This window comes from Desulfobacter vibrioformis DSM 8776, assembly GCF_000745975.1.
Lineage (GTDB): Bacteria > Desulfobacterota > Desulfobacteria > Desulfobacterales > Desulfobacteraceae > Desulfobacter > Desulfobacter vibrioformis.
The window spans coordinates 1-23,525 of sequence record NZ_JQKJ01000003.1; the positions used below are offsets into that span (position 1 = coordinate 1).

Annotated in this window: 19 protein-coding genes; all 19 read left to right on the plus strand. The window is 52.2% G+C overall.

Translation table 11 applies throughout. The features are described 5' to 3' along the window. Window positions 1-64: 64 nt before the first annotated feature. The 19 genes from Q366_RS03280 (at window position 65) to Q366_RS03370 (ending at window position 23,519) form a co-directional block, all read left to right on the plus strand. Window positions 65-1,605, plus strand: a protein-coding gene (locus Q366_RS03280; RefSeq protein ID WP_425388290.1) for an IS3 family transposase whose coding sequence is annotated in 2 segments (ribosomal slippage) — window positions 65-524 and window positions 524-1,605 — 1,542 coding nt in all. Because the reading frame shifts where the segments join, the coding sequence is not laid out codon by codon here. Between the two features lie 109 nt (window positions 1,606-1,714). Further along, complete coding sequence (locus tag Q366_RS03285; RefSeq protein WP_169742924.1) at window positions 1,715-2,671, plus strand: hypothetical protein; 957 nt, start codon at window positions 1,715-1,717, stop codon at window positions 2,669-2,671. Continuing rightward, entirely contained in the window at window positions 2,655-4,442 is a 1,788-nt protein-coding gene (locus tag Q366_RS03290; RefSeq protein ID WP_156968096.1) for a hypothetical protein, read from the plus strand. Before Q366_RS03285 ends, Q366_RS03290 begins: the two co-directional genes overlap by 17 nt. Further along, window positions 4,442-5,146, plus strand: a complete 705-nt coding sequence (locus tag Q366_RS03295; RefSeq protein ID WP_051957795.1) for an acylneuraminate cytidylyltransferase family protein — start codon at window positions 4,442-4,444, stop codon at window positions 5,144-5,146. The genes Q366_RS03290 and Q366_RS03295 overlap by 1 nt, the downstream gene beginning before the upstream one ends. Before the next feature lie 262 nt (window positions 5,147-5,408). Continuing rightward, window positions 5,409-6,143, plus strand: a complete 735-nt coding sequence (locus Q366_RS03300; RefSeq protein WP_156968097.1) for a hypothetical protein — start codon at window positions 5,409-5,411, stop codon at window positions 6,141-6,143. Continuing rightward, window positions 6,140-6,589, plus strand: coding sequence for a hypothetical protein (locus tag Q366_RS03305; protein WP_035236351.1), 450 nt, complete (start codon window positions 6,140-6,142; stop codon window positions 6,587-6,589). Before Q366_RS03300 ends, Q366_RS03305 begins: the two co-directional genes overlap by 4 nt. Window positions 6,590-6,601: 12 nt before the next feature. Continuing rightward, the gene (locus Q366_RS03310; RefSeq protein ID WP_035236353.1) at window positions 6,602-7,675 is read left to right on the plus strand and encodes a radical SAM protein; all 1,074 of its coding nucleotides are present in this window, start codon (window positions 6,602-6,604) and stop codon (window positions 7,673-7,675) included. Then, a complete protein-coding gene (locus tag Q366_RS03315; RefSeq protein WP_035236355.1) occupies window positions 7,672-10,002 on the plus strand; it encodes an alkaline phosphatase family protein in 2,331 nt (776 codons plus the stop codon). Before Q366_RS03310 ends, Q366_RS03315 begins: the two co-directional genes overlap by 4 nt. A gap of 26 nt (window positions 10,003-10,028) precedes the next feature. Further along, window positions 10,029-12,782 (plus strand): B12-binding domain-containing radical SAM protein, encoded by a 2,754-nt coding sequence (locus Q366_RS03320; RefSeq protein ID WP_035236357.1) that lies wholly within the window; start codon window positions 10,029-10,031, stop codon window positions 12,780-12,782. Beyond that, window positions 12,779-13,540, plus strand: coding sequence for a class I SAM-dependent methyltransferase (locus Q366_RS20010; protein ID WP_051957796.1), 762 nt, complete (start codon window positions 12,779-12,781; stop codon window positions 13,538-13,540). The genes Q366_RS03320 and Q366_RS20010 overlap by 4 nt, the downstream gene beginning before the upstream one ends. A gap of 2 nt (window positions 13,541-13,542) precedes the next feature. Next, window positions 13,543-14,094, plus strand: a complete 552-nt coding sequence (locus Q366_RS03330) for a hypothetical protein (protein WP_035236358.1) — start codon at window positions 13,543-13,545, stop codon at window positions 14,092-14,094. Then, complete coding sequence (locus Q366_RS03335) at window positions 14,081-15,118, plus strand: radical SAM protein (protein ID WP_084691692.1); 1,038 nt, start codon at window positions 14,081-14,083, stop codon at window positions 15,116-15,118. Before Q366_RS03330 ends, Q366_RS03335 begins: the two co-directional genes overlap by 14 nt. Window positions 15,119-15,127: 9 nt before the next feature. Beyond that, the gene (locus tag Q366_RS21185; protein ID WP_035236361.1) at window positions 15,128-15,595 is read left to right on the plus strand and encodes a TIGR04076 family protein; all 468 of its coding nucleotides are present in this window, start codon (window positions 15,128-15,130) and stop codon (window positions 15,593-15,595) included. Further along, entirely contained in the window at window positions 15,592-16,665 is a 1,074-nt protein-coding gene (locus tag Q366_RS03345; RefSeq protein WP_035236363.1) for a radical SAM protein, read from the plus strand. The genes Q366_RS21185 and Q366_RS03345 overlap by 4 nt, the downstream gene beginning before the upstream one ends. Beyond that, window positions 16,662-18,239: a B12-binding domain-containing radical SAM protein gene (locus tag Q366_RS03350; protein WP_035236365.1), complete on the plus strand. Its 1,578-nt coding sequence runs from the start codon at window positions 16,662-16,664 to the stop codon at window positions 18,237-18,239. Before Q366_RS03345 ends, Q366_RS03350 begins: the two co-directional genes overlap by 4 nt. Beyond that, window positions 18,229-19,083, plus strand: a complete 855-nt coding sequence (locus tag Q366_RS03355) for an SDR family NAD(P)-dependent oxidoreductase (RefSeq protein ID WP_051957797.1) — start codon at window positions 18,229-18,231, stop codon at window positions 19,081-19,083. The genes Q366_RS03350 and Q366_RS03355 overlap by 11 nt, the downstream gene beginning before the upstream one ends. Further along, window positions 19,080-20,114 carry a radical SAM protein gene (locus Q366_RS03360; RefSeq protein ID WP_035236366.1) on the plus strand — a complete coding sequence of 345 codons (1,035 nt, stop codon included), beginning with the start codon at window positions 19,080-19,082 and terminating at the stop codon, window positions 20,112-20,114. The genes Q366_RS03355 and Q366_RS03360 overlap by 4 nt, the downstream gene beginning before the upstream one ends. Further along, entirely contained in the window at window positions 20,111-21,595 is a 1,485-nt protein-coding gene (locus Q366_RS03365) for a B12-binding domain-containing radical SAM protein (protein WP_035236368.1), read from the plus strand. The genes Q366_RS03360 and Q366_RS03365 overlap by 4 nt, the downstream gene beginning before the upstream one ends. A 397-nt stretch (window positions 21,596-21,992) precedes the next feature. Then, window positions 21,993-23,519 (plus strand): PfkB family carbohydrate kinase, encoded by a 1,527-nt coding sequence (locus Q366_RS03370; RefSeq protein ID WP_035236370.1) that lies wholly within the window; start codon window positions 21,993-21,995, stop codon window positions 23,517-23,519. Window positions 23,520-23,525 lie beyond the last annotated feature (6 nt).

A 23,525-nucleotide genomic window follows, 5' to 3' on the forward strand; every position in this document is an offset into this window, starting at 1 on the left:
CCCCCTGTGTCAGGATAGATGTCGCCTCCCTTGAAAAACAAAAGTGGGGCATTGAGGTGATGATATGGGACATTCTATTCAAATCAAAAAAGCTGTATTACAAAAGGTACTCTCGGGGAACAAAACCCATGATGAGATATCAAAAGAATTTGGGATTGGGCGGTCAACTATTGGCAAATGGTTAAGAGAATACAGAAAAGGCGGTAACATCAACTTGAAATCAAAAGAAAAACGCCCCAGAGACTGGACGCCGGAAGAGCGCGTCTCAGCCCTGATGGCGTCGGGGTCTATGTCTTCCGAGGAGAGCGCCTCCTGGTGTCGTAAAAACGGGATTTTTCTCCATCATCTGAAACAGTGGAGGCAAGATGCTGTTTCCGGAATGGCAACTGATTTCAAGAAACAAACCTCAGTAATCGAGACTCAGTTACGACGGGAAAATTCGGCATTAAAAAAAGACCTTTCCCGCAAAGAAAAAGCCCTTGCGGAAACAGCAGCCTTATTGGTTCTTAAAAAAAAAGCCCAGGTAATCTGGGGGGAGCCAGAGGAAGATTGATATCACCTGCAGACAAACAAAGGGTATTACAACTGATTTGCGAGGCCCAAAAAGCAGGTGCCAGGAAGCATAAAGCCTCAGCATTGCTGGGGCTTACCCTCCGAACACTTCAACGCTGGAGCAAAACCGGGACTGCCGATAGGCGTCATGGATCTCGTGCCACACCCGCTAATAAATTGTCCGGTGAGGAACAGCAACAAATCCTTAACACCCTTGATTCTCCTGAATTTGCGGATTTGAATCCGAATCAAATTGTGCCCAGACTTGCAGATCAAGGGATCTATCTCGGTTCTGAATCTACAATATATAGAATATTAAGGCAGCATAACATGAATGCTCACCGACAGGACAGCCAACCTGCCAAAAGGACCAGTCCGGAACCTTTGTCGGCAACGGGTCCGAATCAACTGTGGTCCTGGGATATCACGTACCTGCCAACAAGAGTAACAGGCCAATTTTATTACCTTTACATGATAATGGATTTGTACAGCCGTAAAATTGTCGCCTACCAGGTGTATGACTGTGAGTCTGGAGAACTTGCTTCTGATCTGATAACGGATGCCTGCCTGCGGGAGAAAATTAACGAAAAGCAGGTCACCTTGCATTCAGACAATGGTGCTCCCATGAAATCTGTAACGATGCTGGCCAAACTTCAGGATTTGGGCGTGATACCATCCTTTAGCCGGCCATCTGTCAGTAACGATAATCCGTTTTCTGAATCATTATTCAAAACCCTGAAATATCGGCCTGAATATCCGGCCAAGCCATTTGATACGATGCTGGAAGCCAGGGAATGGGTCCATACTTTCGCATATTGGTACAATAACGTCCATTTGCACAGCGGCATTGGATTTGTCACCCCCGCTGACCGGCACAATGGCAATGATGTAGCCGTTCTTGCCAACAGACATCAAATTTATCAGAACGCCAGATCGAAACACCCTGAAAGATGGTCAGGGAGGACAAGGAATTGGGAACCTGGAACAATGGTTACTTTGAAAAAATTTAAACGGCAAAAAATTGAAAAAACGGCAGATAAGCAAGCGGTATAACCGTTTGAGTATGGTACGGTATAGCACAATTCTCTCATGGCTGAGAATGGGCCCCCAATTGCTCGTCGGAGGCCATGAGAGAATTGTGCGGTAGAGCTTGGAACTTCGTTTGAAAAAAAAGGCGACAACTTGCTTGACACACACCGCCACTATAGAACTCTCCCTGGAAACGCCCCCCTGCGGCCCTACGCTCAGGCTCGAGACCACCCATGAACGGGCGTATGCTGTTCGGTGCGCTAAATCTGTCCCGATACCGGATACGATCAGGGCGAATGGCCCTTCGGCCGTAACGGATTCCTTCGTTGCCTACGTCGACAGCAACCAGAAAAAAATCAACGTGTTCGACCATTCGTTGAACTGGCTGTATGCTATCGAAGGGGGGAGTAGACCATTCCTTAAGGAAACGCTCCCCACATCCATCCAGGTTGCAGGCGGACAGGATGATCTGCTATGGGTCAGCGACATCTACGCGCACACCTTGTTCTACATTGATCTGAAAAGCAGAAAAGTCATCAGCGAGCATACCGTGGAGAACGACCACGGAGCAGCCTGTGCAACCCAGTTATTTAACGTTGCTGGAGGTATCTGCGCGGCAGTTTTTTCGAGCTACGCGTCCAAACCAAACCAAGGCAGCCTTTACTGGTTTTCCGGCGAGAACTGGGATGATCGGCACCCTCTGCATTTAAAAGACGCCTACGGCTCATCGTATTTCCCCACGGTTATGACTGAAGGGAATAGCGGCATTGCCGCCTATGACGCACATGGCTACAAAAGCAAGCAGAGACACGAGATCTTGTTTTTCAGCAAAGACTTTCACTACTTGAAATCAGCCCCGACATCTCCCTTGCGGTTGGAATACCCCGCAACCATGAAATACAGCCCTGCACAAGGTGTCTTTTATGCAGTGGACGCCATCCATCTTTCGGTCCTTATGCTGGATGAAAACCTGCGATTTTTGCGCTTTCTGACCGAGAAGAAACAGAGCCACATCGGTTATCCTCAAGTCATCAAGGAAGCCATGGTGGTGTATAATTTCAAGGAGAACACATTTGACATATTTGAATAGAATGATCAACCGTCTAAAATTACACGCTCCGGCACTGCTGACGAACCTCCTTTCCTTTCTGAAATCGTATGCCAGCGATATGCACCGTCAGATCCTCGTCAACTTTTTCCAAAGGGGAAATCGTGACGATGTTCACGGGTTTGGAGAAGTGTGTAACTTTCAGACGAGCTGGGTTCAGAAACGGTTTCTCCATGATCAGAGGAACGGTGCACCGTTCGGCATGGACTTCCGGTTCTGCATGGGCTTTCCGCTGGACTACTTCACCAATTTCTTGCGCCCGTATTACTTGGCCAAACAAACGTATGCGCAGGTAGTCGGCTTTTTTGTCGTTATCTTTCCGCCCCTCGCCGCCTTGGCAGCACTGCTTTGCAGCGGTTCGGCATGGACCGCGTTCGGAGCCTTTCTCATGGCGGCGATCCTGCTTATTCATGGACGCTTCTGGCGCGCCGTCTCAAACGTCATGATTTATATTTTCTCCTTTCTTCCCGCCCTGGCCGCCTTGCTTCTGACGCAGTCAGATTGGTTTCTCCTTGGTCCCGTGATGTTGTGGCTGACATTTTTGAGTTGGTCAACATCAGGACTCATACTGGGCATCCCCCTCCTCTTTCAAACCATAAATCTTCTGACGCCGGGAGAATTCGTGATATACTGGAGCATCGCAGCGTTGTTGAACACTCCGTTCCTCATCGCCAATTGGAAGCATCACGCCCTGTCCGCCTACACATCCGTGGTCACACACCTCAAACTGCAAAAGCGTCCTGAAAACCTCGAAAAATCGATCTGCTACCTGGCTGGATCATGTGTATATCTTTTGGTGACAGGAGTGACGCCTTTGGGGCTCGCACTCATTTTACTGAGCGCCATGATCTATCTGGACAGTTACTGGATCAACATATTCAACGCCGACTATTGGGCGGGGGTTTGCGACATGATCTTCATCACCATGTTCATTTTCAATCCATCCGTATTGCTGCTTGCGACCGCTACGCTGGTCTGGTTCCGCCGGGATCCGCGAAGAAAAGGCCCAGCGGATTCCTTTGGGGTGGACCTGACCCCTTTGGTCATCAGCAAAGAAACGAAAGAAGGCGTCAAACAGCTGTTTGCCCCTCTTAAAGACCGCCACCGTATCGCTATGGAAATATTTGATAAAAAAGAGCCAACACTGGAATACTACGCCCGTCTCACCGGACGGCTCATGTCCATCATTTCAATGGTTCACATTATGGTTTCCAACACGACACTGGAATTCATGTACGGCATCGGAAGCTGGGAAGTATCGTTTTCCACTTATTCGGACATTGCCAGAAAAATCAGCCCTGAATTTGACAGGGACGCATTGAAGAAGGCCTCCTACAAGGGCAGAATCACCCATGTAATATCCGTTACTGACGAATACCGCCGCCAGTTAAGCAACTGGGGATTTACCCAAATCGGTCCCGCTCAGACGATATGCGTCCCTGAAATCGGCGAGGTGACTTTGGCTGTGCATGAAATCCATGCGGAACCGTTTCAAACAATTCCGGCAGTCAATATGGAGTGGGGCAACAACACGCTGACCATGGATGTCGAAGCCGAAGTTGAATACCGCATCGGCTACCTCTGGCATCCCGGCTGGAAAGCCACCATCGACGGTCACCCGCTTCCCATTGAAGACGAAAAGCCTGGCATGCGCATCAAGGCAGACCGTTCCGGCACGCTCATCCTAAAACATTCCTTAATCACCCACTTGATGCCGCGCAGAATGGTTTACGGCGAAATGAAGAACGCGTGATGAAGAGCAGTGAGCGCACCCGTGGGGACCGGGCCGTGGCCATAATTCCGGCCAGAGGTAATTCCAAGGGATTGTCCGGTAAAAACATACGCCTTCTCGCAGGCAAGCCGCTAATTGCCTACACCATTGAAGCCGCGTTGAAAGCTTCGGGTATCGATAGAGTCTTTGTCACAACGGACAGCCCGGAAATCGCTGCAGTGGCACAAGAATTTGGTGCTGAGGTTCCGTTTCTGAGGCCAAAGCATCTGGCAACCGACACAGCCACCGTGGGACCGGCCATCGACTATACTCTCAAACGCATTTACGGGAACGCATATGATAAGGAGTTGGCAATCGTCACCTTGTATCCGACAAGCCCCTTCCGTTCCGTCAGAATGATTGAAGATATGACTGCACGGGTACTGGAAGGATACACCAGGGCCGTCACGATCCATCCGGTTGTGGCTTCCAAATGGGGAATTGGGGAAATATCCGGGGACGGGGCACTGCATTTCCCGCTTGCGGAAGACCATATGTTCACGGAGGCTCCCATGGCGTGCAGTCGGCCCATCGGGCTTATCAGTGTGGAAAAACGCGAAAACCCCAAAGGAATATACATACGAACAGTTTCAAACAAAATCAGCTTGATCGACATTGACTACCTGGTGGACTTCAGGTTCGCCGAGTATATACTGAAACACAACCTCTTTGATTTCGATGCATAAATTCACCGCGATCATTCCCTTCCCCGCGGAAAGCCCTCACCAGCTTCGCTTGCACTATGAAAAGCTGCTTGAGGAACTGTCCAGCCTTGACGTTTTTTCCCGCGTGCTGACCACCGCCCCGAAAAACTCATCTTCCGGCATCATCCAAGCAGGGCGTCACTTCGAGATTGTTCAGAATTTAAACGAACCGGAACATCTCCCGCCAGGGACACAGGCAAGTGTGCTGAGCCTTTCTTCGAAAGAAGTACTGAAAGATGGTTACGTGGTAGTCATCAATCCGGCTGCCGTCCGCCTGACCACGGCATCCATTCGAACAGCGATACGGTCATTCAAGGAGACCTTACCTAATCTATTGGTATCCTGTTCCCTGTTTCGTGAACATCCATGCCAGTACAATCTTTACACGTCCGTGATGGATGCGGGCTCCGTCGATTTCACTGACGGCTGCTGCGTCAATGTCAACCTTTCTTCGCCGCTCGTCCGTTTCAAACGCAAGGCAATCTCTACAATCGAAATGATGTTCGCCCCATACGTCACGGACAACGATCTTCTTCTTCAGACAGTTCCCCTGAACTCAGGCGTCCCGGATTGGAATGCCTCAGAACAATTCTTCATTCCCAAGGGGAAATGTCGAGTGGCATGGACCCCTGTCAAACAGTATGAGGGCTGCATGTACACATTGATGAAAATCGTGAAAGACGGTTGGTGTGACTGTTTGACCCCGCTTGTTTCCGCCTTCCTCCCATGGAAGCTGGACTCTTATTCCGATGTCACCCGGGTTCTCAGGGATACCGGCACCCCTATCCAGGGGCGCCAGAACTTCCCCGACCTCCTGCAACCGAACAGGGTCATTGCGGTGGCGGACAGCGTGTCTTCGCTACTTCGGACCCCTTCGGAACTTCATGTCCGGCCATTGGTACTCGAAAATAGTGAATCTATCGTCATTGAGGATGAAGTGGACTGGTTTCAGCATTCAGCGGCAATGGAGATGGCATGATAGAAACATTATGGAAAAAATTCGATACCCTTAAATTCGGTGTACCGGAACTGTACGCTGAAAAACCTTCCCTCAACAACCTCATTGCGTTCAACGGTCAGTTGGAGGGCGTTGAAAAAGAAATCATGGAAATAATGAAACGGCTTGAAGCAGTCGCCGGGCCACTCGTCTCCGAATCTGCCGACTGCTCCAACGGCATCCCGCCCATCCTGAGCTGCTTGCATCAGCTTCGGATAGGACTCAGAAGTCTGTTAATTCATTGTGACGACCTCGGAGCCGCACCAAGGGAAGCGCTTGCAACTGTGCTGGCAGACACAGGACGAATCCACGAAGCACTCGCTGCCGCCCGCGCAGCAATGCGCAGTGCGGACGCAGGGGGCGGTTGCCCACAACTTTACGCCCGGTTGGCTGTACAGGTTGCCAATACCCCAGATCCGCATGCATAAAGGGAACTGAACATGCTCAAGGTCATCAGGAACAAACTCAGCATTCTGCCCCGGCTTGGCGTGCATACTCTGGACTGGCACGTCCGTTACGCCCTGGGAAAGACGCCCAGCCCCATGGCCTGCGGCATCTACATGACTAACGACTGCAACCTTAGGTGTGAATTCTGCAATATCTGGCGCAAAAAGGTCCGTGTCACCATTGAGAGGGACAAGGTCTTGAACCTGGTGCGTGAACTCGGTAAAGCGGGATGTTTTTATCTCAGCTTCGCAGGCGGAGAACCGCTGCTGGTCCCGCATCTTGCCGAAACCGTAGCTGAGGCAAAAGTGTCAGGCGTGGGCTATACCCATGTAGTGACCAACGGTTACGCCTTGACCAGGGCAAATGTGCTGAGACTCTCCGAAGCCGGACTGGACGAGGTGTCCATCAGTATCGACGGGCCTGCCGAAATCCACAACGCCAAACGCGGTCGGGACAAGGCGTACGAACGCGTCGTGGCAGGTATCAAATTGTTCAAGTCCCATGCGCCGCATATCAAAATCGTGTTGAATACCATTCTGACATTTACCTCACCCTGCGACTGCTTACATGCCGTGGAGCTGGCCGAAAAATTCGACATCCACGCCAAAATTCAGCCTTACAACTGTCACCCCGCTTTTGAGAGTGACAGAAGTCTCGCACGGGATGACCGGAAGGCTGAATCCGTGGACCTCAAGGCCGCCAAGAGGGTTGTGAACGCGCTACTCAGTTCGTCGTGCGTGGTCAATTCCGATGTATTCTTGAAAGCAGTTCCCGACTACCTCAAAACCGGCCGGGGACAATTGTTCAAAGACAAGCCCTGCATCTACGGCCATCACCATGTGGAAATTGATGAATCCGGTAAGGTATTTCCCTGCCTTGAGGGCATGAGCTGGGAAAACGGCTTTGACATGAGTGGCGGGCTAAAGAAACTCCTGGCATCCAAGGAGTACCGGCAGGCTGTCGCCAATCTCAAGGATTGTAAAGGTTGTGAGCGCACCATGTACATCTGTTATTACGAACCACGGATATCCTTTCCCCTCTGGAACCTGTTGAGGATATCAAAATGATAAAGCTTTTCAGGGCACTGATCAATCGATTCTACAACGAGAAAATTGAGAGTTTCTGCGTCCGGCTGCTGTATTTCTTCAACACCATCAACACTTATTTTCTTGTCTCCGGGCTGATAGCGTTTCTTTTCGTACTGCCCGATGAGATCACATGGATTCCGCTCGTTGCGGGCTTTGCCGTGGCTGTCGCTGTCATTTATTACGCAGACTTCCACCCGACGTTCTTTCTCACAGCGGGACCGGGACTACTGCTGTACTGCTGGCTCTCGCCCGGCGCCTGGCCCGTTTTCGGAATCGCGCTTCTGGTCAACACGGTATTCTACTACACCATCCTGACCTTGTTCATGTCCATCCCAGAATCCATTGTGGCCCGTATGTGGTGGCGGATTGTCTTGCGCAAATTTGTCAACAGTGCTTTCACGATTGCCCCGACCACGGTCTCCCTGAGCATGAGCGTCTCCTTTTCCCTTTTGCTGACCATAAGTCTTACCGCGACACAGAAATCATTCTGCGCATTTGGCTGGGACGATTTTTTACTATGGTCCGGCATGCTCCTCGGTGCGGCGCTTTCCAAGTTTCTGCGCCCACGCACGTTCATTTCCAAATTCTTCATGCCCAAGCCCATGGAAAAACCCTTTGACCGCGTCGTCATCCTGAATATCGACGGCTGCCGGATGGACGTCATGCGGCAGGAAAGCCTGCCCAACGTGCAAAAGGCCGAGGCCGAGGGTTCCAGTTTGCCCGGTGGATTGACCACGGTGTACCGTGCGCTCACCAACCCCGCATTCGCCAGCATTCTGACCGGTGCACCGCCGCAAAAACACGGCATCAAGGACAACAATTTTGGGCAGTCCATTGGCATTGAGGCCTTGCCGGACATCGTCCCGACCATCCTTTATGGATCCATGCATGTGGCCCACTTTTCCAAGCCGGAATGGGACTGCCGCATTGTTTCGCTGCCCGAACGTTCGGTCTGGAAATCCGATTCCGTGGTGCAGGAACAACTGTTGAACGACCTAAAAAATAGAGATGACGTCCGCCTGTTCGTCATGGACTACAGCGAAGCAGACTTTTTGGCGCACGCCTTTGGCAGCACCAGCGAGGAATACCGCAGCGGCCTGCGGAATATCGATACAAAAATCGGCAAAATCCGTGATTTCATCGCATCCGATGATCGCTACAGAACCGCAATCATTATCTGCTCAGACCACGGTGTCGTCGCCATCGACCATTCGTACCTGCTGTTCGACGCAGAAAAATATGTTCCGTTCATCATTTCCGGCCCTGGCATCCAGCAGGGATACACGCTGGAAGGACACGGTTCGATCATGGATATCGGCTGCACAGCCGCCTATCTGCTCGGCATCCGCTACCCGGAATTCGCATCGGGCCGGGTGTTCAGTGAAATTCTGACAGAAAACGACCAGTTCGCCGAGCGGGAAGCGCTGGTCAGTGAGGTCAACAAAATATATTACAATACTGTATCCAGCCAGTACGATGAACGCCATCCCGAAGTGGTTGAAGGTGATTTTGCATGGTGGCTTGACAAGTTCTCAGAAATCCATCCCGCTGACGGCAACCCGCTCAGGGTACTTGATTTCGGATGTGGTACCGGTTTCATTGGCAAGGCTCTTGCGGCGTCTTCTCTCGAAATCGGAGAGTTGACGTGTCTTGATACGTCATCCGGGATGCTGGAGCAGGCAAGACAGGCGCTGTCACCTCTTTGGGAGACCTCTGTTCTCTCATTCGCCGTAGATATGGCCGAGATACAGGGGCGTAAATTCGACCTCATTTGCGTCAATTCTGTGCTGCACCACCTTCACAATCCACTGCAGGTCACCCGCGAGCTGGAAACATTGCTGGCTGACGGCGGCCGGATCATGGGAGCGCACGAACCGAACAAAGAGTTCTTCAACTCAATAACGGCTCGGTTGCTCGCCTCCGCCTACAAGCGTGCAGGACAGGGAATTTCGCTCCCGGAAGACATCCTTTCCGATTTCAACAACAGGTTCAAGACTAAATTTCCGTGGGCACCATTCCTGCGTGCGGATGCGGTGTTGCAGACAGTGGAAAACCATTCGCCCGTGGAACAGGACGAAGTATCGGTTCCGTCCGGCGTCGGCTTCGGAAAGATGCTGGTCAGTGACTTCTACCCGTCGCTGGAAACGCTGGAAAGCGAAACATATACCACGGCGTTTGTCCGTGACGTGTTCAAGGATCGTCCCGGATTGACACGGATGCTGGAGACGGCGTTCAAACTGGTCTTCCCGTCCGGAAATCTTATCAGGTACATTGCTCACAAGCCAGCTCGACGGAAATCCGCCTGAGATCGGCACAACCTTTTGGAGTTGCAATGAAAGTCATCTTTCCCGTCATGGGAGCGGAAAATATATCAGTGGAATGCTTGTCCAGCTACCTGCGTACCAATGGCGTTAGAACCGCACTGGCCTTTGACCGTGCTCTTTTTGACGACAAGCAGTATTTCCCCATGCCGTTTTTTGCACGTATCTTTTCCGACCGTAACCGGATCATCAAGGCCATCGTTGACTACAAGCCCGACCTCGTGGCCTTCAGTTGCATGCTCGACAACTACAGGTGGTGCCTGGACATCGCCCGAGAGGTGAAAAAACAACTGGATGTACCCGTGGTCTTTGGCGGCGCACACCCGACCTCAGTGCCGGAATTGGTGATCAGTAACGATTGCGTGGATTTCGTGATCCTGTCAGAAGGCGAATACGCCACGCTGGAACTCGCACTTGCCCTTGAACGGGGTGACACGGACTTCCCCATCCGCAACATCTGGTGGAAAAAAAACGGGCAGATCGTCAAGAACGAGTTGCGCCCACTCATGACCAATAACGAGATGGACGCCATGCCAATGCCGGATAAGACACTATTCGAAGGCATCGTTCCCATCGGCGAATACTACCTCACTGTGTCCCTCAAAGGCTGCATCTGCACCTGTGCATACTGCATGCAAAATTTTTTCAAAGAGTTTGAGCGGGGGTTTGATCCCCAAAAACCGTTCATCCGCGAGAAGTCACCTTCCCGGCTGCTGGAAGAACTTGTGGAGATGAAAAGACGTTATAGCGTTGAATACATCGACATCAAAAACAACATCCTCAGCGGCTCCCGGAAATGGACCAAGGAATTTTTGGAACGTTACCCCAAAGAAGTGGGACTGCCGTTCCGCATCATGGGCCACCCAAAGCTTATGACCGACGAATACTGCCGCAACCTAAAAAAGGCAGGCTGCCATCACATTCAGCTCGGCATCGAGTCCATGAATTCGAACGTTCGGAAAATGCTTCACCGCCCCGAAACCAACGAGGAAATCGAAGCGGCCATCCACAATATGGAAAAGCACAGACTGCGCTACTCTGCGGATATCATCGTGGGATTGCCGGGTGAAAAACCAGAGGACATCACCGACGCACTCAAGTTACTGGCAGGTAAGAAAGGGCTGGTCCGCGCCTCGATTTTTTGGCTCTGCTACCTGCCCAAAGTAGACATCACCAAATATGCAAAGAATAAGGGATATATCAATGACGAGGATATTGAGCGTATCGAAACCGGCAATCAGGAAAACTACCTGTCCACCGGTTCAGTACTTGAGGAAGAACGCCAGAAAATCCTCAAAAATTTCCAGATTCTGTTCCGTCTGCTCCCGATCATTCCCGGCAAATGGATTCACTGGCTGCTGGAAACGGGAAACTACCGCCATATCCACCGGTTGCCTGGGTTCATCCTGACCTTTTTGATCATTTTCATTGACGTACTGGTCTCCATCATCTGCAGAGATAAGTATGCGATATTCATGCTCAAGTGGGTGTTCAAGGAGATGGCAAAGCGTGCCGTTGGAATGGCAAAGGTCTTCAACGAGTCCACGCTCCCGGCCTCACCTGAAATCACGCTTTCCCGGATAGATGGACACCCGGGTACTGAAACGCATTTCACTCCGGCTGATGATGCGATTTCTGAAACCACCGCTTATCGTTCGCGGCTCACAAAATGGAAAAATCCCTTTCAGATACGTGCATTGTTGCACACATGGAAGCATTCCAAAATTTTGTTTAGCCGCCCGAACGCCTTGTTCCGGGCTGTAAAAAATATGGTCATGAGCATCGTGTTCCGCCAGAACCGGATGCGCGTGGCCGAATTCGTCATCAACCACGAATGCGACTCCCGTTGCGTCTACTGTTACGCCACCAAATACGTGGACAGGAACAAATCGCCCATGACACCCGAAGAGATCGGTGATATCTGGCGCCAATGTGAAGAGGCCGGAGGCATCGTCTCGGTGGTGGAAGGCGGCGAACCCACACTGCATCCGCAACTGGACCAAATCATTGCGGCACTCAATCCGTGGAAAAACATCGTCTGCATCGTATCAAATTGTCTGACCCTCAACCGGGCACGACTCCAGCACTTCAAAAACATCGGCGTGTCGATCATGCATTTCTCCCTCGACGGCACCAGCCCGGAAGAAAATGACGCGGTGCGCGGTACCCCCGGCCATTTCAACAAAGTCATGAAGGCCGTGGAAATCTGCAAGGAAATCGGATTACCCGCCTACTTCTCCACCGTGCTGACCCACAATAATTGGGACCGCTTTGAACGCGTCATCAAGCTTGCCGAATCCATGGATATTGGCGTCAGCGGCGCATTATTTGTGGCCGAAGGCCGCTCAAAGGATTTGATGGACGAGCGTCTTACCGACAAGGACCGAGAAAAATTATTGAAATTCATAGAAAAATACAGCCACGTCTTGCGCTTCGACTGGAACACGAATTTCTCGGGCAATTATGCCTGCCCCGCCGGGCGCGAAAAAGTTAGTATCAGCCTGTACGGCGAGGTCATGGCCTGCGTCTGCAACCACCTCTCATTCGGTAATTTGCGAAAGGAATCCCTCAAAGCTGTGCTCAAGCGCATGGGGAATTTTTCCTACTTCAAGGAACGCAATCCCCAGTGCCTTGTAGGCTTCCGAACGCCCTACCGAGACAAGTACTTCGACACGCTGGAGGATTCCAAATTCTTGCCGATTTCCATCTTCAACCACCCGGTCAACCCGGTTGAGTTAAACAACGAGGGAAATATCAGGGAATGAGCCGTCAGCCAACCACAAATCAGGTGCTCGCCGCAGCCATGGATGATCCGGTTCAGTCCACACTGGTAAGGCGCGACATCCTGGGCAGCAAGGAACTGCTCAGGGATTGGTACGATAAAATTTATAGATATATCGCAAAACAACTGGCTACAGGGGGTCGCAACGTGGAGATCGGTTCGGGATCAAGCTTCCTGCACGATTACGTGCAGGGTCTTGTGCTGACCAACATCATTCCGGTACCGGGAAACGACCTTACCTTTGACGCCAGAGCCATGCCGTTCCCGGACGAATCACTGGACAACCTCGCGCTCATCGATGTGCTTCACCACTTCGATAGGCCGGAAATTTTCTTTCGCGAGGCGCACCGCGTGCTGCGCCCCGGCGGCCGCATCATTATGTGTGACCCCTACCTGTCCCCCTTTGCCTATCTGCTCTGGAAATACCTGCACCCTGAAGGGTGCGACACGAGCCGCATCGGGTTCGACAACGGTAAGACCCGAGACCCGCTGCTCGACGCCAACTCCGCTACTGCTACCCTGCTTTTTTTCAGAGGCGGTTTTGAAAAAGGATGCCCCGGCTTCGAGGTGACGGATCGGATCATCCACTCAAAATTCGAATATTGGCTGGCTGGTGGTTACAATTTTCCCCATTTGTTCCCGCCCAAACTGAAAACCGTGATTCCCCTGCTGGAAAATGGTTTGTCCTTTCTTGACAAGGCCATGGCAGGTTTTATGAACGCGGTACTGGAGAAAAAATAGTCATGTGTGAAAAATATTCAATATACGCCTCTGCACCGGCATTTGAACTGTATGACATCACCCGGTCCTGCCGGTTTCACAAGAAAAAGGGAGAACGGTATTCCTGGAAGGAAATGATGCAGGATTTCGGCTGCCTTGAACTTTTTCAGGTCTTTTATCCCGCTTTTCTTGCGGCTATGTATCAATCGGACCTGCCCGAGACTGAACAGGTGATTCGCTGCCCGTCAGCCCAAAACTCCGTGACAATCGAACTGGTGGAGTATGCACCGGAAAGCTTTTTCCGGAGAGGACTCAACCTTGTAAAGCAGGTGATACGGCCCATCCGCCCGTCCGACTTTATGCTGAAGGATATCGGCTACCGGGTTCTTTCGGTGAAAGGGATCTGCCCATGCGGCCTTTCGGTGGGCGAGGACATTCGCCCACCATTCACTAAAGGCGCATGCCCGGCATGGATGTATTCCATGCTCGTAAAAAAGAGCCTGGCTCCGGATGCCGAATCGTATCGTTGCCCCAGTGACGCCAATTTTGTGAGTTTCCGCCATGAAACTGAATAGACTTGCCAGAAAAATTCGTACGGCCAAGGCCATTATCTCTGCGCACCTGCTAAACAGGCGCGTGCCGATCATGGCCAATCTGCTGCTCACTTCCCGCTGCAACCTGCGCTGTTTCTATTGTTATGTGAATGTGGAAAACCGCAAGGATGCAGATATTCCGCACGAAAAGATCATCAAGACCGTGAACGATCTATACGCCTTGGGCACCCGGGTCTTCGTGTTGCTCGGCGGCGAACCGCTGGTGCGCAAGGATATCGGCCAAATTATCCGCCACATTCATAGTCTCGGTGCTGTGTGCGAACTGATCACCAACGGGCTGCTCGTACCCAAGAAGATAGACCAACTCAGGGAACTCGACTCAGTCTGCGTCAGCCTTGACGGCCTGCGCAAAAGCCATGACCTAAATAGGGGCAGAGGGTCGTACGATGCGGCGGTCAAGGCCATCGACACCCTGCTGGCCGCCGGGGTTCCGACGCGCATCAAAGCCGTGATTACGCAGAACAACAAAAACGATGTACACGCCATCCATGACTTTGCCAAAAGCAAGGGTATCATGGTCACCATGTCGCTGGCCTGCACATATGAAGACCGTGAATATAATCAAGAAAATAGCTGGCTTTTGCCGGATGAGGAGACCCGTTTTTATGAACAGGTCACCGAATTGAAACGCATCAGCCCCAATATAGGTTATTCCTCCCGCGCCCTTGATTACGTGGCGGGATGGCCGTATTCCAAAAAACATATCGTCAACAGACGTGGCACGAACAACCCCCAAAACTATCCGCTTATCCCGTGTCTGCGACAGGACCGCTCTCTGTACATGGATGTGGACGGTTGCATATACCCCTGCGCCAACATGTGGGGCAAAGGGGGCATCAACCTATTTGAACTCGGCGCGGAGAAGGCGTGGAAGCAGTTCAACAGCTTTAATTGCAGCTCCTGCGCCAGCATCCCGGACATTGACATCACCCTTCTTTTTTCTCTATTCTTGGAAAACTGGTTCAGAGCAGCCCGCTTCCTATAGGAGTTAACAATGATGAAAGACAATATCTGCCGCGCCCAGGCCCCCGCCCTCAAGGTCACAGAAGGCTCAACCTGTCCGTATTATGAGGCGGGACAAAGCCTGAGGTTCTCAGAAAATTTTCCGGGACACTGTCCGTCCCTTCTGCACATGATCCACCCGTACCTGTTGACATACACCCACGGCGGATTTTTCCCGTGGATGCGCAACAAGGACCATGTGGTCATCGCCTGTTCCGGCGACGCGGCAAACTGCATTGCCCGGCTGGAACGTAGTACGGAAAACCGAATCAATTTTCTTGTCACGAAAGTCAAAGGAGCCTGCCCGTATTATTCGGCAAACGAACGGTATGCCATCGACGCCCAGAACCAATGCATGAAGCTTGCAGCCCTGTCGCTCAGCTATGCCGACAGGAAAAACGGTACCCGGTTCCGGTGTCCGGGCGGCTGCGGCTCGCTGACTGCGGAGATTGTCCGATGAAAATACTCAAACTGCCTAAGTACGCTCAGATTTTCGGATCACTGGCCAGGGCCCGCTTTACCGGAAAACCGGTCCCCTTCATGCTGGAGTACCAGATCACGCAGGTCTGCAACCTCAAGTGCAAGTACTGCTATGCGGAGCTTGAAACCCTGCATTCAGAAAAAGACCCCACCTTGCAGGAGATCAAGGACAATATTGACGAATTCCACTCCATGGGAACCCGTGTACTCCGTCTCCTCGGCGGTGAGCCGCTCATGCGCAACGACATTGGAGATATTCTGGAACACTGCCGCAAGCTGGGGTTGTTCGTGGAGATGTCCACCAACGCCACCATGATTCACAAACGGATAGATGCCCTCAAACTTGTGGATATCCTTCAAATCTCCATTGATGGCGACCGGGGCGCAACCGACAATGCGCGCGGCAGAGGCCTGTACAACCGAATAATCAAAGGGGTTGAAAACGCGCTAGGACATGGTCTGCCCGTCAGACTGCACGGCGTATACAACAGCTTTTCCATGGCCGGGGCACAAGAATCTCCGGTCAAGCATCTTGCCGAGCTTGGCAAAAAGTACGGCGTACCGTTCAATTTCTGCCCGTTCGTTGCGGACTTCTCCGGCGAGAAGCGGGGAGCATACGTCTCCCTCGGGAACCTGATGAAATACCATCAGGAATGCATTGATCTCAAGGCGCAGGGGTATCCCTATTTCAACTCAGATGCGGCCCTGCACCAGCTTGTAAACTGGCCGGACCTGTCCAAGGATTTCTACATGGAATCCGAAAGACACCTGTTGCCCAAGAACTGTAAGCGGTGCCTCGGCGGCGAAATGTACTGCTTCCTCGACAGTGACGGTTCACTGTATCCCTGCGTCCCACTGTGGAAACGCGGCCTCAACATCAACGAGGTGGGCATTCAGTCGGCATGGGAATATTTGCAGGACGTACGAAAGGAAGCCAGGTGCTGGACGTGCGCCTCCCTCGGTGACATTGAATTTTCACGGACGCTTTCGCTGGACGTTCCCTCCATGGTCAACACGCTGAAAAAAGTATTGATGCTGGGTGGTCAATGAAATTCCTGCTGGTCAACGAAATCAACAAGTACGACTCCATCGGCATCGAGTTGCTGTCTTCCTGTCTCAAGGAGCGCGGGCACGAATGCCGAGTGTGCATCATCCCGGACCTGATCGAAAACACCACAATTTCGCTCGATATCCTCAATCTGTGCAGACCGCTGTTTTACATTTCGGACGAGGACTACATCGACTACCTGCTCTCATTCGATCCAGACGTTATAGGCTTTTCCGCCGTCACAAGCTGGATCAAGCGTGCTGCGCACCTCAGCTGTATAGTCAAAAAAAAGGCCCCGAACGTCATCACCATAGTCGGCGGCCCACACCCTACGCAGGTCACTGGCCATACCGTACGTATGGATACCTTCGACTACGTCTGCAAGGGTGAAGGGGAGGTCATGATGGCTGAGCTGGCAGACGCTCTCCAAAGGGGCGAACAAAATCCTGACGTGCCGGGCGTCTACTGGATGAAAGACGGCGAAGTCTGCGGACAGGGCATCGGCCAATTAGTGAAAGACCTGGACACGTTGCCGTTCCCGGACAAGAACGACGTCATCTCTGACTACCCGTATTTCGAGAAGGTCTATATGTACAACTCCATGCGAAGTTGCGCATACAACTGCATCTATTGCGGCAGCCCTGACATGCGTAAGGAATACGACAAATTCGACATGAAGGCCTTTCGCCGCAAAAGCGTGAACAAGGTCATTGACGAACTGGTTCGGGCCAAGCGCGAATACTCCAACCTCAAAATCATCGGCTTTGTAGATGACACCCTGACCATGGGGCGTGAATGGGCCATGGACTTTGCCCGGAAATACAAGGAGCAGGTAGGGTTGCCCTTTTTCGGCTGCACCAACCCGGTTCTGTTCAAGGATGAGGAAATCATTACCGCGTTCCGTGACGCCGGGATGGTCTATGTAGAAATCGGCGTGCAGGTGCTGGACGAGGAATTTCGCATGAAGGAAGTGAAACGTCCAGATTCGGACGAGGATATCTTCACCTCAGCCCGGCTGTTACGCAAGCACGGCATCTACATTCAGGTGAACCATATTTTCGGGCTGGACAAACGGGATTATCATGATACGGAATTTCTCAGGAAGACCGTGGAATATTACCTTGATCTGCAACCCAACAGAACGCATTGCTTTGAGCTGGAATACCTGCCCAAAACCGAAAGCTCCAAGCGTGCCCTTGAAAACGGCGATATGACCGAAGAAGAATACGCGGCCATTCTCAAGGGCGAGAACTCCGTGTCCTACAACTTCGGCGGCTCTATCGGTGCCATCAAGAAATTCAGGCCATATATTGTGCTGCTGGAAATGAGGCCCTTCCTCCCGGCAAGGGCCATTCGTTTCCTGATGTACAACAGAATCGCGTTTTCCATCATCCGCAGGATTCCGCTCAGCTATCTCATCCTGGCCCGCTTGCTGAACACGCTCATCCATCCCAAGGATGTGGAAGGCCGTCCGCACTATGGCAAATACTGGTACGGCATGAAACACATCGTTCACATCAAACGCTTTCTTTCCAAGCACAAAAAACAGTCACAGGAGAAGACCTATGGACGATAGACATGTCTTAATCACCGGTTGCTCCAGTGGGATTGGCGAAGCACTTGTTCCGATCCTTCGAGAAGCGGGCTTCACGGTCCATGCCACCGCCCGTAAGTCGAAAGATGTTGAAAGGCTCCGGTCGCAAGGCATTTCCACCGAACTGATGGACATGATGGACATCGAATCAATCCGAAGCGGATTTGCAGCCGTCATGAAAGCAAGCAAAGGCTCGCTGTACGCGGTGGTTAACAATGCGGGGTACGCTGTGCGCGGCGCGGTTACGGACGTGCGGCCCGAGGACGTGCGCCACCAATTCGAAACCAATGTTTTTGGCCCCATCGAGCTATCCCGTCTGGCACTGGAAACCATGCGGGCTTCAGGCGAAGGGCGCATCATCAACATCAGTTCCATCGTGGCTCTGCACCCATTCCCGTATCTTGGCCTCTACTCGGCATCCAAGGCTGCGTTGGATTCCATCTCCGACGCCATGCATAATGAAACCGCACCGGAGGGTATCCACGTCAGTGTTGTGCATCTCGGCCCGATCAACACCCGGTTTCAGAAAAATACCGAAGCCACCATTGAAAACTTGAATGCAGACACAGCCGATTCACCTGTCTACAAGGCTATTCAGGCAAGAATGAAGGCGAATAAGCAATTCTCGGGAGGCAGCAGTCATTCCCTGCCGCCGCAGGCTGCCTGCGACGTCATACTGCACGCCCTGACGGCTAAGTCCCCCAAGCGGCGGTACAGAGTTACAACTGTGGCTGAAATCATCCATCTGTTCAGTCGGTTTGCACCCATATGGTTGAAAGACGCCTTTTCCCGGCACATGCTCAAGAAGCTCGAGGAAATGCCATGATCAGAACTGCGCTCGGCATTATCAAAGCTGGACTTCTCAAGCGTCCCGTACCCATCTACTGTCACTGGGAGTATACCTTCCGGTGCAATCTGGCCTGTGCTTTCTGCACCCTTCAGTCCGGCCCTAACGTATGGACCCCGGAAACCACCACGGGACAGGCCGCACAACTTGTGGACCAGTTAGCGGACCTCGGCACGGCAATTATTCATTTCGTCGGCGGCGAGCCGACCCTGCGAAGGGATCTGGGTGAAACTGCAGCCCGCGCCCGTTCCAGAGGGATACTGACCGCCGTTACGTCCAACGGCTTTGTCCGGGAATCCGATTTGGATGCCCTGAGTAAGATGCAATTCATTCGCATCAGCCTGACCGGACCGTATGACCGGGAAGACATTTTAGGCAAAAAATCAAAGCGTCTCGATCCGGTCGCCACCCTTGAGGCCCTCCTGGAGACGGGAGCTAAGCCGGAAATAGCCTCAACCTTTTCCGCCGCAACTACGGAGGAAGACATCCAATACGTGCTGAACACTGCACGGCGGCTCAATACGCCCATCGGGCTGAATTTCGTTGGGGTGGGTGTCAGCAACCTCAAAGGCTTCACCCGTGAAGATCTGCAACACCGTAAGGATGAACTGCAGCCGCTTCTCATGGATCAGGGGGAGACACTTACGCGACTACGAAAGCTGATACGCAATCATGCTGACATCGTGCAGAATACCGAAGATTTTCTCGACATGGTAGAAAGCGGCGGATTGGGCCGATACGGCTGTCGCGCCATGGACACGGCCTTGAGCCTCAAAGCAGACGGCTCCGTGGCCATGCCCTGCATCGAATTTGCGGAAAAATCCCAGAAAGGAGACCTCGTTTCGGTTTTTTACGGACCAGAGGCTCAGAAAGTCCGGAAAAGGCAAGGCAGGGAATGGTACTGTAAGGACTGCTCGCTTAGCTGTATGTATTCCTCATCTCGGCTGCTGCGGTTGTCCAGCCTGCCGGAAATGGCCAAACGCTATCTCAGGTCTGTGAGACTCTTATGAAAGCCTCCTTCGTGATGATCAGGGAAGTAGATGTCACCAACACCTATCCACCCTTGGGAATTCTGACCATCGGAACCTACCTTGATTCGGAGGGGCATGAAACCACTGTCCATGATGTACTGGCCGGTGAAGAGGATTTCATTGAAGAAATTGCCCGTTTCCAGCCGGACATGATCGGCTTTTCCATGCAGACGCCCCAATATGCCATCACAGAGGAATACTTCCTGAAAATGAAGCAGGGTACCCGCTTCAAGGATACGCTTTTCTGCGTTGGCGGCATCCACGGCACCGCCATGCCAGAAGAAACGCTGCGCAACTTCGGAAACGGAAAACTCGATTTCGTAGTTTGCGGAGAAGGGGAGATCACCATTCTTGAAATTGCTAATCAAAACGGCGAGTTTCGAAACGTCGAGGGTGTCGCTTACCTCAACGAACTGGATATGTTCGTGTTCAATCCGCGAAAAAAATTTGTTGAAGACCTTTCTTCCCTGCCCATCCCTAATAGGGAAAAAATAGACTTCCAAAGCTACCTTCTCCCACCGGGCATGATTCGTGGTAAAATCCTTCAGCGTGTCACCCCGGTCATGACCAGCCGGGGATGTCCTTGGAATTGCACTTTCTGCTGCGGTAGCCTGATGTTTTCCCGCAAGGTGAGGCGGCGAAGTGTGGCCCACTGCATTGAGGAGCTGAACGAATTGATCGCTAAGTGGGACATTGACGGCGTCATGTTCATGGATGACATTTTTACGCTTAACAAAAGCTGGCTCAAAAAATTTCTCGCTGAGTTCGTCCGCCTTCCCAAAAAGCTCGAATGGGGATGCGCCTCCCGGGTCGATACCTTGGACGACGAAACCCTTGGGCTGCTGAAAAAATACAACTGCTCGCAGGTTGAATTTGGCGTAGAAAGCGGCTCAAACCGCATATTGAAGCTCATCAACAAGAAGATTACACAGAATCAGATTTTTGAAATCTTCGACAAAACCCATGCGGTCGGTATCCGCACAGGAGCCTCCTTTCAGGTTGGACACCCCTACGAGACCATTGATGACGTCAAGGAAACATACAAGGTGGTCCAACGCATCAAGTCGGACTACACCGTGGTCTTTTTCTCCACGCCTTTCCCCGGCAGCAAGTTCTACGACCTGTCCGTCGAAAACGACTGGTTTGTCGAAAACGATTCATTTGACAACAAGTGGACAATCCGCCAATCCGAATATCCTATCGTGGAAGCCGGTCTGACGCTGGAGGAAGCCAAATATTGGCGAAACAAAATTCAGAACTCGGTTTGGCAACGCAACTACATCAACTGGGCCAACCTTCGTTTCGCTGCCACTATCGGACTGTTTTACATGCTGAACCCCAAGCGGCTGTTCTTCGCCATCGGGCGGACATTTAAAAACAAACGACTCGACGAACTTGTCGAGGTCGGACTGAATCTCTATCTGGAACAAACCGCGAAGAGACAACCCAAACAGCGCTGACATCGAACGCTCACGGTAATTATCCCCCTATCCCAAGTTTAATCCGGTGCAGAAATCCTGACCCTCGGTGCCAGGTCAGAATACAGAGGCCTTGCCGATTGTACGACTCAATGCTGCTCAATGATCGAATTATTCCCACAACTGAAGATAAAGGAGTAACAAATGAGCCAATTTCAAAAGCTATCACATAGTTTATGGCATTCCCACTGTGAACTGGTCGATTGTCTGGAAATAGCTTTCGGAATAAGCGTACCGATGGCCTGGGGTAAGCATCCATACGTAAACCGCCCAATAATGCGTCCATGGGCTGGCCCGATCCTGCCCAACTGGCATACGGAAAATCATCTGTCAGAAGGTCTGTCACAAATCCTCGCCTCTTCACTTATGGAGCCTCCTCATGGACGTCGATAATAAGATTCTGCAACTCGATCTCCTGGCCCAAAGGATTGCGCAGCACCGGAAGCAAGGACAGACCGTGGTTTTGTGCCACGGCTGCTTCGATCTCCTGCACATCGGACACATCCGCCATTTCAGACAAGCCCGGGAGTTGGGCGACATTCTGGTGGTAACGGTCTCTCCTGATGAGTTTGTAGACAAACGGCCAGGCGGGCCGGCCTTTGACCAGTCCCTGCGTACCGAGGCCCTGGCCTCCCTGGGCTATGTGGACTATGTTGCCGTGAACAAGTGGCCCACTGCCGTGGAACTGCTCAGAACCCTCAGGCCGAATTTTTATGTCAAGGGATCGGAATTCAAGGAGACCGGCTCCGACTATACCGGCAAGATCGAGGAAGAGCGCCGCGTGGCCGAAGAGATCGGTACCGAGCTGTTCTTCACCGAAGAGATCGTGTTCAGCTCCTCCAACCTCATCAACCGCTTTTTTTCGGACCAGCCCGAGGAGGTGCGCGAATACCTGCAACTTTTCCGCAAGCGGTATACCAAGGATGACATTCTGGGATTGATCGATAGCATGGCAGGCCTGCGGGTAATGGTCATCGGTGACACCATCCTGGACGACTATCACTATGCCGAAGGGCTGGGAAAATCCAACAAGGATCCGGTTCTGGCGCTCAGGCACCAGTCCAATGACCTTTTTGCCGGAGGCGTACTGGCCGTGGCCAACCATGTGGCCGCTTTTGCCGGAGAGGTAACCCTCTTTTCGGTTCTGGGTGACCGTGATCGGTACGAGGCGTTCATCCGCAATGCACTCAATCCCAAGGTAACGGCAAACTTTGTGACCCAGCCGGATAGTCCCACGGTGCTCAAACGGCGATTTATCGACAGCGACAGCCTGAACAAATTGCTCGAAATTTATCATATCGGTGAAACCACCCTGGCGGAAGCGCCCGATAAGCTGCTGCGGGAAATGGTGACGGCGGCCATCGGCGGTCACGACCTGGTCATTTCCGCCGATTTTGGCCATGGTGCTATTTCCGGCGCCATGGTCGAACTTCTATCAGCCAGGGCCCCGTATCTGGCAGTAAACACCCAGGCCAATGCGGGCAACCGGGGATTTCATACCATCAGCCGGTATCCGCGCGCGGATTTTGTCTGCCTGGCCGAACATGAAATTCGGCTTGACCACCGGGACATGACCCGTCCACTCCGGCCCATGATGGAAGATGTGTCCCGACGGCTTGGCGCGGGACTGGTGGTGGTCACCCGGGGCGGCAAGGGCACTCTGGTACACGGCGGAAAAAACAACTTTGTGGCATGCCCCGCATTTGACGTCAAGTCCGTTGACCGGGTGGGAGCTGGAGACGCCCTGTTTTCCATCTCCGCCCTTTCCGCCTGCCAAGGTGCGGACGAAGAGCAAGTCGGTTTCATCGGCAACATCGTCGGTGCCCAGGCCGTGACCATCATCGGCAATCAAAAGTCTGTTGACAGAAAACGTGTGGAAAAAACCATTACAACGTTCATGAAGTAATCCAAA

Excerpts from the sequence above, each read along its gene's own strand:
- Q366_RS03295 (WP_051957795.1), top strand. The coding sequence starts at position 4,442 with ATGAAGAGCAGTGAGCGCACCCGTGGGGACCGGGCCGTGGCCATAATT.
- Q366_RS03305 (WP_035236351.1), top strand. The coding sequence starts at position 6,140 with ATGATAGAAACATTATGGAAAAAATTCGATACCCTTAAATTCGGTGTA.
- Q366_RS03310 (WP_035236353.1), top strand. The coding sequence starts at position 6,602 with ATGCTCAAGGTCATCAGGAACAAACTCAGCATTCTGCCCCGGCTTGGC.
- Q366_RS03315 (WP_035236355.1), top strand. The coding sequence starts at position 7,672 with ATGATAAAGCTTTTCAGGGCACTGATCAATCGATTCTACAACGAGAAA.
- Q366_RS03320 (WP_035236357.1), top strand. The coding sequence starts at position 10,029 with ATGAAAGTCATCTTTCCCGTCATGGGAGCGGAAAATATATCAGTGGAA.
- Q366_RS20010 (WP_051957796.1), top strand. The coding sequence starts at position 12,779 with ATGAGCCGTCAGCCAACCACAAATCAGGTGCTCGCCGCAGCCATGGAT.
- Q366_RS03330 (WP_035236358.1), top strand. The coding sequence starts at position 13,543 with ATGTGTGAAAAATATTCAATATACGCCTCTGCACCGGCATTTGAACTG.
- Q366_RS03335 (WP_084691692.1), top strand. The coding sequence starts at position 14,081 with ATGAAACTGAATAGACTTGCCAGAAAAATTCGTACGGCCAAGGCCATT.
- Q366_RS21185 (WP_035236361.1), top strand. The coding sequence starts at position 15,128 with ATGATGAAAGACAATATCTGCCGCGCCCAGGCCCCCGCCCTCAAGGTC.
- Q366_RS03345 (WP_035236363.1), top strand. The coding sequence starts at position 15,592 with ATGAAAATACTCAAACTGCCTAAGTACGCTCAGATTTTCGGATCACTG.
- Q366_RS03350 (WP_035236365.1), top strand. The coding sequence starts at position 16,662 with ATGAAATTCCTGCTGGTCAACGAAATCAACAAGTACGACTCCATCGGC.
- Q366_RS03355 (WP_051957797.1), top strand. The coding sequence starts at position 18,229 with ATGGACGATAGACATGTCTTAATCACCGGTTGCTCCAGTGGGATTGGC.
- Q366_RS03360 (WP_035236366.1), top strand. The coding sequence starts at position 19,080 with ATGATCAGAACTGCGCTCGGCATTATCAAAGCTGGACTTCTCAAGCGT.
- Q366_RS03365 (WP_035236368.1), top strand. The coding sequence starts at position 20,111 with ATGAAAGCCTCCTTCGTGATGATCAGGGAAGTAGATGTCACCAACACC.
- Q366_RS03370 (WP_035236370.1), top strand. The coding sequence starts at position 21,993 with ATGGACGTCGATAATAAGATTCTGCAACTCGATCTCCTGGCCCAAAGG.